Source organism: Tahibacter caeni, from assembly GCF_024609805.1.
In the GTDB taxonomy this organism is placed as follows: domain Bacteria; phylum Pseudomonadota; class Gammaproteobacteria; order Xanthomonadales; family Rhodanobacteraceae; genus Tahibacter; species Tahibacter caeni.
The window spans coordinates 1-9,520 of record NZ_JANFVR010000187.1 but is presented as its reverse complement, the minus strand read 5'-3'; the positions used below and the strand labels follow the sequence as shown (position 1 = coordinate 9,520).

Annotated in this window: 7 protein-coding genes; 3 read left to right on the top strand and 4 right to left on the bottom strand. The window is 62.0% G+C overall.

What is annotated here, in order from left to right; genetic code table 11:
• Window positions 1-321 (top strand): hypothetical protein (locus NON22_RS15280; protein WP_257387814.1); only part of this gene is annotated, 321 nt, incomplete at its 5' end.
• A gap of 134 nt (window positions 322-455) precedes the next feature.
• On the opposite strand, the gene NON22_RS15275 is transcribed toward NON22_RS15280, so the two are convergent.
• The 3 genes from NON22_RS15275 to NON22_RS15265 form a co-directional block, all read right to left on the bottom strand.
• Window positions 456-4,043: a calcium-binding protein gene (locus NON22_RS15275; RefSeq protein WP_257387813.1), complete on the bottom strand. Its 3,588-nt coding sequence runs from the start codon at window positions 4,041-4,043 to the stop codon at window positions 456-458.
• 236 nt (window positions 4,044-4,279) lie between these two features.
• Window positions 4,280-4,429, bottom strand: coding sequence for a hypothetical protein (locus tag NON22_RS15270; RefSeq protein WP_257387812.1), 150 nt, complete (start codon window positions 4,427-4,429; stop codon window positions 4,280-4,282).
• Between the two features lie 285 nt (window positions 4,430-4,714).
• A complete protein-coding gene (locus NON22_RS15265; protein ID WP_257387811.1) occupies window positions 4,715-4,993 on the bottom strand; it encodes a hypothetical protein in 279 nt (92 codons plus the stop codon).
• A 599-nt stretch (window positions 4,994-5,592) separates the two neighbouring features.
• On the opposite strand from NON22_RS15265, the gene NON22_RS15260 reads away from it, so the two are divergent.
• Entirely contained in the window at window positions 5,593-7,587 is a 1,995-nt protein-coding gene (locus tag NON22_RS15260; protein WP_257387810.1) for an ATP-binding protein, read from the top strand.
• Window positions 7,588-7,661: 74 nt separating this feature from the next.
• Here the strand turns inward: NON22_RS15260 and NON22_RS15255 are convergent, their stop codons facing one another.
• Window positions 7,662-8,858, bottom strand: a complete 1,197-nt coding sequence (locus NON22_RS15255; RefSeq protein ID WP_257387809.1) for an AlbA family DNA-binding domain-containing protein — start codon at window positions 8,856-8,858, stop codon at window positions 7,662-7,664.
• A gap of 287 nt (window positions 8,859-9,145) precedes the next feature.
• Between NON22_RS15255 and NON22_RS15250 the strand changes: the two genes are divergently transcribed.
• Window positions 9,146-9,505 (top strand): transposase, encoded by a 360-nt coding sequence (locus NON22_RS15250; RefSeq protein ID WP_257387808.1) that lies wholly within the window; start codon window positions 9,146-9,148, stop codon window positions 9,503-9,505.
• Window positions 9,506-9,520 lie beyond the last annotated feature (15 nt).

Sequence of the window (9,520 nt, the reverse complement as noted above, 5' to 3'; positions counted from 1 at the left end):
GCCGCCGCGCCGGCTCCGGCCGCTGCACCGGCTACCACGCCGACCCCGCCGCCGGCCGCCACGCCGGCGCCTGCCGCGACCGCCGACGCGATCGGCGTGCCGGAATGCGACAACTACATCAACAAGTACATGGCCTGCGTGTCCGGCAAGGTGCCCGAAGCCTCGCGCGCCCAGCTGCAGGCCAGCCTCGACCAGATGCGCCAGGCCTGGAAGCAGGCCGCCGCGACCGAAGCCGGCAAGGCCAGCCTGGCCCAGGCCTGCGTCGCTGCGAACGACGCCGCGAAGAGCTCGATGAGCGCGTTCGGCTGCACCGACTTCTGATCGTCGCCCGCGTTGCGGAGCACGAAAAAAACCCCGGCATTGCCGGGGTTTTTTTTGTTTGCGCGCCCACCGCTGCGGTGCGTGAGGCGCTCTCCGGAACGCCTGTCCCGTTTGCGGGACAGGCGCGACACGGCTTACTGGCAGACCAGGTTGCCGGCCCAGGTCACGTTGAACGTGCTGGCCGGCACGTAGGTCTGGTTCCAGACCTTGGTGTCGCTGCCGCCGCCGCCCATGCGCAGATCCTTCTGGCTCGACTGGTTGCCGGTGATCATGTCGTTGTCGCTGTTGCCGAACAGGAAGTCGCGGTTGTCGCTGCCCGAGGACTGGTAGCCGTCGACGCGATCGTCGCCCTTGTTGCCGAACGCGAAGTTCGTGCCTTCGACCGCACGCAGATGATCGTTGCCGGCGTTACCGAAGCTGAAGTCCGTGCCGCTGCCGGAATTGATCTTGTCGTCGCCGGCGCCGGCGAACAGCAGGTCGCCGCCGTCGCCGCCGTCGAGCACGTCGTTGTCGGCGCCGCCGAAGGCGAAGTCGGCATCCGAACCGCCGCCGATGTAGTCGTTGCCGCCGCCGCCCAGCAGCACGTCGAGACTGACGCCGCCGACGAGGTAGTCGTCGCCGGACTGCCCCAGGATCACGTCGAACGCGTCGCCGCCGTCGATATAGTCGTGATCGTCGCCGCCGAACAGGAAGTCGGGGCTGCCGCTGCCCTGGATGTGATCCTGGCTCTTTCCGCCGAACACGATGTCGAGGCTGTCGCCGCCGTCGATCTTGTCCTTGCCGTCGCCGCCGAAGATCAGGTCGGCGCCGTCGCCGCCGGCGATCGCGTCGCAGTCGCTGCCGCCGAAGATCACGTCGGTGTCGGCGCCGCCGTCCATGGTGTCGCGGCCGCCGCCGCCGAACAGGACGTCGAGACCGGCGTTGCCGTTGACGACGTCGTAGCCGTCGCCGCCGAACACCAGATCGGTACCGTCGTTGCCGTCGATGCGGTCGTCGCCGCGGTTGCCGAACAGCAGATCGAGATCCGCGCCGCCTTCGATGACGTCGTTGCCGGCGGAACCGAACACGAGATCGATGCCGGCCTCGCCGTAGAGGAATTCCTCCTTCTTCTCGGTGTTGCCGCCGCCGATGATCACGTCGGTGGCGCTGCCGCCGCGGATCGTGTCGGACTGGTTCTGGCCGAGCAGCAGGTCGATGCCGTCGTTGCCGTTGATGCGGTCTTCGCCGTCGCCGCCGAACGCGAGGTCGGTCGCGTCGTTGCCGTCGATGACATCGTTGTCGGCGCCGCCGAGCAGCAGGTCGATGCCGTTGCCGCCGGAGATCGTGTCGGCGCCGCTGCGGCCGAAGACCAGATCCATGCCGTCGTCGCCGGACAGCGCGTCGTCGCCGTCGCCGCCGAACACCAGGTCGAAGCCGGCCGAGCCGCGCACGATGTCGTTGCCGTCGTTGCCGGTCACGAGATCCAGGCCGTCGCTGCCGACGACGGTATCGTTGCCGCCGGAGCCGAACGCGAAGTCCATGCCCGCGCCGCCGTCGATGCGGTCGTTGCCGTCGGCGCCGAACGCGAAGTCCGTGCCCTGGTTGGCGAAGACGATATCGTCGCCGGCGTTGCCGAACAGGAAGTCGCCGAGCAGCGGAAGCGTGCCCGTGACGGCCGTATTGCTGCCGACGAGGACGTCGTTGCCGTTGCCGCCGAAGAAATAGCTGCCGAACGACACGTCGAGGCCGAAGATGCCGATGACGCCGGGCTCGATGTTGGTGATCTGGTCGTTGCCGTCGTTGCCGAACAGGAAGTCGATGCCCATTTCGCCGTCGATGACGTCGTTGCCGGCCGGATGGCCGAACAGCAGCGCGTCGCCGAAGATGAAGTCGGTATAGCCGTGATCGTCGACGACGCCGTCGGCGCCCATGTCGGCCGCGACTTCGCCGCCGAAGATCGTGTCGTCGCCGGACTGGCCGATCAGCAGGTTGCCGAGATCGAACTCGACCGTCTCGCCGTCGATGTTGATCGTGTAGGTATGGCCCGAGCCGCCGTGGACCTCGTCATTGCCGCGGCCGGCGAGCACGAAGTCGTGTTCTTCGCCCGCGTAGATCGTGTCGTTGCCGGGACCGGCGAGCACGAAGTCGTAGCCGTCGTGGCTTTCGATGCAGTCGTCGCCGCGGAACGCGAGGATCACGTCGTTGCCGCCCTCGGTCACGATGCGGTCGTTCCACGGCGTGCCGATCACGACGTTGAGCGAGCCGAGATCGAATTCGAGGTTCCAGGTCTCGTCGTCGCAGAGCACTTCCATGCCCTTGGCCCGCGCGATGGCCTTGGCTTCCGCCTTGGCTTTCGCGGCTGCTTCGGCTTTCTCCGGGTCGACCGCCTGCTTGCCGCGCGCACCGGGCAGTTCGGGCACGATCGGCGGATCGCTCTCGTCCGAGTAGACCGGGCTGACCCAGGCGCTGAAATAGTCCTGCGCCGCCAGCGTGTTCGCCACGACGGCGCTGTCCTCGATGCGCGCGGCCTTGGCGGCGCCGGCGGCTTCGAGCGCGAGGCGCCAGGCTTCCACGCGCGGTTCGAGATCGTCGACCAGCGCCTGCGCCGCGTTCGCGATGACTTCGTAGTCGGCGCCGTTCTCGTCGACGGCGACCGTCGGCGCGTAGTCCTCCAGCCCCTGCGTGTCGACGCAGGTCATCAGCATCGCCTCGTTGTTTTCGAGCGCGGCTTCGGTCGCGGCGATCTCGTCCTCGATCTGCTGGTTGTAGGTCTCGTCGTCGGGCCAGTTGATCAGGCGGGCTTCGAGGTTCTTGAGCCGGCTGCTGATCCGGGTGAGCTGGCCGTTGATGCACTGGGTCACCGGGCCGGCGAAGCGCTCGATCTGCGCGTTGCCGGTCGCGAGGATGTCGTCGGCGGCGGCCTGCGCGGTGGCGAGGTCGCTGGTGACGCGCGCGATGAACTGGTCGTGCAGCGACTGCACGGTCGTCTCGCCTTCACTCAGGAACGCCGCGCCGGTCGCGCCTTCGTGGATCTGCGTGGTCCAGGCGTCGGCCATTTCCTGCTCGGCGAGCAGGCGGAACAGCTCGACCTGGTCGGCCTGCAGCGGCGCGATCTCCTGCACGCGCTGGTAGATCGCGCGCTGATTGTCGAGCAAGGCCGTCAGGTCGACCTGCACCGGCGTGACCGTGACGATGTCCTCGGGCACGCTGACGTCCTGCAGCGGCGCGAGCGCCTGCGCCGCCAGCGGCATCGCCGCGCCGCCCTGCGGCAGCTGGCCGCGGAACGAAAGGCGGAACTGGTCGCCGGCCGCGCGGAGATTGTCGGCATAGAACAGGCCGGTCACGTTGTCGCCGAGCTCGACGAACACGGTGTTCGCGACGGTCGGATCGACCGTGACGGAAGCCTTGCGCACGATCGTGTTGTCGCCGGTATTGGCGACCCAGAACTGCAGGCTGGTGCCGGCGCGATTGACGTAGACCGCGCCCGCGCCGTTCACGGCGACCGTGACGTCGGTGGATTTCGACGCCGGCGCCGCCGGCCTGGCCGACGGCTTCGCGGCCGCAGCGGCCGGCTGCGCGGAAGACGCCGCCGGGTATGCGGACGCCACGGCGCCGTGCACGCCGGCGCCGCAGGTCAAGGTCGCGGCGAAGACCGCAGCCGCGAGCAGGCCACGACGCAGGCGGCCGCCGGACGACGGCCGGCCCGCGGCCTGAGGTACAGGGGAATGGATGGTGCTGGACATGAGTGAACGCTCTCCCTTGGGTGGTGAGCCCGGTCATGCGGCGCGGCGGCGAGCACACCGCCGCATGGCCGGGGCCAGCGCACTACAGCGCCCGGCCGTCGTTGCGGCGAGCGAAAAGCCGGGGGGAAATGGGATAGGCGCGGGAACGACGCCGGCTGAAAGCGCGCGCAAGTGGTTGTCAGTGCAGCAAATCGTGGGAAGCGTCCGGTGCGTGGCCGCGCGTGCACGCTGAGCGGTCAGGCGCGTTGCTGCGCCGGACGAGCGAGGAGATAGCGGACGGCGGTGCAGCCCGATCCACTCGTCGGCGCCTGCGCGCCAATCCATCCTCGCGCGGCAGCCCAGCGTTCGGCGAGCAGGCGCGCGATCAGCGCGGAGGATGCGGTCATGGCGCGCCTGCACGTGCTCGCGATGCCGTCGAGTTCCGTGCCGACGCGAGCCGTTGCGCCCAGGCGATCCGCAGCGGCGGCTTGAGCCGTTGCGCTCGAACGATCCGCAACAGCGGCTTTTGAGCGGCAGGACGAGTTCGACCACTCCCGCTGTCGCGCTTGGACAGTTCTGCCGCAGACACGATTGGCGATGGACGCCCGGAAGATGCCGTTCGCGGGCGGCCCAGCTTGGCGGATACCGGCTCGGGGCCGGGACGGCGGACAGCCATCCCGGCGTCAGGGTGCTTACGGTCCCGGATGGAAGCTCGCCTCCATCAGCCCGCGCACGTCGCGCGAGAGGATGGCGAGCGCATCGAGGATGCCGCCGTGCGTGCGCGAATCCGGCGCTTCGAGCTGCGCCGTCGCGATCGTTTCACTGAGCGCCTGGATCGCGGCGATGCGACCGAGGATTTCTTCCTGCAGGGCCTCGCGCTGGGCCGGCGTATCGAGCACATACGCGAACATCACCGGCTCGGCCGATGCAACGTCGCGGCGCAGCGGATAGAACGAACCTTGATAGCTCATGGCGCGCGCCTCCCGAAACCGGAAACGACGCGACCAACGCGAACAAAGCGACCGGGACTCCGCCCGGCGCCGCAGAACGCATACCGAATATCCATGGACAACTCCCTTTGCGTGGAGCCGCCACCCGGAACACAGGATAGAAAGGGTGGCGAACGGTGTGCGGGTAGCAGACCGGCTTAGGACCGGCGAGCCTTGCGGCTCCCCGCACACCGCCGCCAGAAAGCGGCAGACGACGCCGCACGAAATTCGGGCATGAAAAAGCGCCGGCTTTCGGTGCGGCGCTATGTGCGCCTAAGTTTCGGGCTGCTATTCCCGGTTGCCGAATTGGCGGCAACGGGGGGATTGTTCACTTGGTTGTGGAATGCGTCAAGGGTTCAGATTTGTCGCTTATCGATGGCGAGACCCAAAAAATCCGGTGCACGACTCAGTCGATTGAGGCGGGTCACCAGGGCCACACTAACTAACGATTAGCGCAACGACCCGAGCACCTCTCATGGACTGAGACATCCTCCAGCCAATCTTCAACCGGTGCCTTCAGTTAGGTAAGCTCCATGCGTATACAGACACGCCAGACAAGGCGTGGTCTCGCGGGGAAAGCTGTGAGCAACGTCAACATTCGCCGGGCCGTAGAAAACATACGGGCCAACACCACGGTCTACACACCGCTGGTGGAAGTCATCGTCAACGCGATTCAAGCCATCGATGCGAACCCGAATGGCGTCCGCAAGATAAAGATCCAAGCGATCCGCGACCCCCAGCCAGATATGTACGGCGATGTGCTGCCAGACATCCACAGTTTCTCCGTGGAAGACAGCGGCATCGGCTTCACCGATGATCACCGGGAGTCGTTTGATACCCTCTATACCGACATGAAGGCTAGCCAGGGCGGCAAAGGCTTCGGCCGCTTTACATGCTTGAAATATTTCGAGGGGATGGAGGTCGAAAGCCGGTTTCTCGACGGAAAGCAGATGAAGGTTCGACGCTTTTCCATGGGAACCCAGAACGACATCATCGTTGACGAGACAGTTGAAGATTCCGAGGATCTGGCTACGGGGTCCAAGATTCTTCTCCGCACACTGAAAGCCAGCAGATCCTTTGAAAAGAAGCTATCGACCATCGGGCGAAATCTCGTCGAGAAGTTACTGCCGTATTTCGTGACCGAGGATTACTCCTGCCCTGAGATTACGCTCTTCGAAGATGGCGCCTTGCCTATCGTTCTGAACGACTACCTGAAGAATGACCTGGCGGCCGACATCAAGGAAATCGCCACCTCTGCCAGCACATTCACATTGAACCCAGACGCCCCCGAAGCCTTCAAGGTCCGTGTGTTCAAGTTCTACCACCCAAGAAGTCAGAAGAGCAAAATCTGCTTGGCGGCCAATCATCGAGACGTGGCTGGGTCGGTGCTAAGCAAGTACATTCCCGAGTTCGAGGACGAGTTCTTTGAACATGGCGAGAGTGATGGCAGCGGCAGAAACTACATCATCAAGGCGTATGTGTTCGGCAATTACCTTGACCGTCATGTCTCCCTGGAGCGGGGAGGGTTCGAGTTCCAGATAGAGCGCGACCTGGTCTACGGGATTTCACAGACGGAGATAGAAGCCGAGGCTGCCGCCGCTGCGAAAGCGGCGCTTGGGGGCGAGATAAGCACTCGCCAGGATAGAAAGCGCGAGCAAGTCCAGTCGTACGTTGACGGGTCCGCCCCATGGCACAAGGAGATGCTGGAAACGGTCGACATCACGTCACTGCCGCTCAACCCCTCTGAAGATCAGATTGAGGAACACCTTCAACGCGCCAAGTTTTCACGGGAACGGAAGATTAAGGCGACAGTCTCCAGCATTCTCGCGAAATCTGGCCTTGATCACCTGGAAGACGACGTAAAGGCAGTCGTTGAAAGCATCTCTGCCACCAGCAAGAACGACCTGGTTCACTACGTTGCGCTCAGGCGCAATCTCCTGGATCTATTCGAAAAGAGCCTTCAGCGGCGAACCGATGGCAAGTATGAGTCAGAAGGCTTCGTCCACGACATCATATTCCCACGAAAGCAAGACAGTGACGGCATACCGTTTGCGTCTCATCAACTATGGCTGATCGACGAACGGCTGAATTTCACCAGCTATATGTCTTCGGACAAGCCCCTCAATGGGCACCCTAGCGATCGTCCGGACTTGTTAGCCTTCGGCAACCGAATCGCTTTCCGTGGCGATAACGAAGCAAGTAATCCGATAACGGTCTTCGAGTTCAAGCGCCCCAATAGAGACGACTTTACCAATCCATCATCGAACGAAGATCCGATTGCGCAAATCGTACGGTATGTCAACAGTATTCGTTCGGGCGAGTATCTAACTCCCGTGGGCCGCAAGATCATGGTGTTGCCGAACACACCGTTTTATGGCTACGTGGTCTGCAGTCTTTCCACAAAGGTTGAGAAGTGGCTTGAAGAAGAGAAGAACTTCAAGTCGATGCCCGACCGCCTGGGATGGTTCTACTGGTTTGAGAAGATCAACCTCTACATCGAGGTTCTGAGTTGGGATAAAGTGTTGCGAGATGCCCAGATGAGAAACCGCGTGTTCTTCAAGATGCTGGGAATCTGAGAGATATGTCTAGCGGCGCTCTCACCACCCAGGCAATAGGTTAAAGTTGTTCAGTCGCCCAAACGTGCTCAATTTCAATCAAGGTCCGGATCGCTGTAGATCATGGACTTAAGACTCTTCAACGAAAGCCGTTCAATGACGCCGTCGACTTGAAACGCATGTTCCTGAATGAGCGGCGTTGGCAGCTCATTTGCCAAGATCCGAACGGCAATAGTGTATGAACCTGGTGCGGAAGGGATCAGGACGAGGTCTTCTTCCGCACGCGCTATTTGACCAGGACGTAAGCAGCCCAGGTCAATGCAGACCAGCTGTTCGTCGCCTCTATCGTCCACGACCACGCGCCTGTTGGCGGCTTGGGACGGTAAGTTCATGGTCAGCTGGCCAATATCCCATGTCGACTGGGCTTTGCGTGGCATGTCATCAGCGCGCAGCATAAGTGCCACACAGTCTTCCGTTCCTCTGCACGCTATCTCGATTTGCACGCTTGCAAGCGCAAATTCCGAGTGATTTTCCATCAAAACTCGCACAGTGATAGCTCTCTTTAGAGCCGTATAGTATTCGGCGCTTTCTCGGTAGTAATTTCGGTTCGGGCGGTGGAAAGCTGAACCATAAGGGCCGCTGTCAATTTCATAATCGGGCAACTTGTTGGAGAACACCAGAAAATCCCGCGCGAAATAATCCGGGAGAACTTCGTTGTTCTCCGTTTTCAGCAGGAGTCGGATCTGCGCCTCTCCCCGAGTTTCGTTCGATGCCCCCATCATGGCGATTTCGCGTGGCGAGGCAACATCGGTCGAGCTTCCTCGACGCACATACACCACATTAGATTTTAGAGGGCCGAAATCTTTCTTCAGATAGAACGGCCGCCGCTGCTTCGGGATAGCAATGACAGCTACGTGCTTGCCATCGAACATCCGTTCCTCATAGCGAAAGTTTAAGTTTGACTCGAGCTTGGCGTTGACAAACTGCTGAATGCGGGAATCGTCAATGGCCCCTTCTGCGGGCAAACCCACCACCTCCGCCGGATATGGCGGCTTCTCCTTGAATCCAATGAGAATGTAAGCAGTGCCCTCACGGGAGGCGTTCGCAAGTGCCAGGATGTCTTTAAGCAGCTCCGATTTTTCATCATCGCTGGCGTTTGCGAATGGATAACGATCAGCCTTGAAATCCAGGTCCGTTCCTTCCCCCCGGTATCTAAGGTCTTCAAGCAGCACGTCACTGATCATTGCTTCGGCCTCTATCTGCTCCCGCTTAGAGCCAACGGCTTCACTCACAGGCCTGACTGCCGACTTCAATTGCGATCGGAAGGCACGTGAAAGTCGGGCTTTGAATACGAGCATCAGTGAAACTAACCCGAAGCCCCCACCGCTGCCGGTTATTGCTGAAACCGCAGCAGCTCGAAGGAGCTTGAAGTTCGCATTTTCTGGATGCTGGGGGTTTCTGAGAGACGCTTCTCGACATTTAGAACAAAAGTTTCGCCGACCGCTTATGCGGAGTCTGTAATTTGAACTGTGTAGCTGCTCTTTGCTAGAAGGCGGCGCAAGTCGCAAGGAGCGAGAGAGTGGCGAAGAAGTTGGACGAGTCGATGCTGGATGGCCTGCTGTCGGAGTGCAAGACACCGGCGGACGTTGATGCATTGTATACACAGCTATTGCAGCGGGTGATCAATCGCAGCCTGGATGCCGAGCTGGACGCGCACCTGGGGTACGCCAAGCACGAAAAGGGCGTGACGGCGAGGCCGAACAGCCGCAACGGTGCGACGAAAAAGACGATCAAGGGGAAGTTTGGCGAGCTGGAGATCCGCACGCCACGGGAGGGTCTGTCAATCCAAGTGTGTAACTGCCACCACGGTTACATATGGACAGGTACCCGTTCCTCGCCGAAGAGGATCTGGAATACCTGCAGCGCCGGTTTCCAGTGATGTACCGATCGCCAG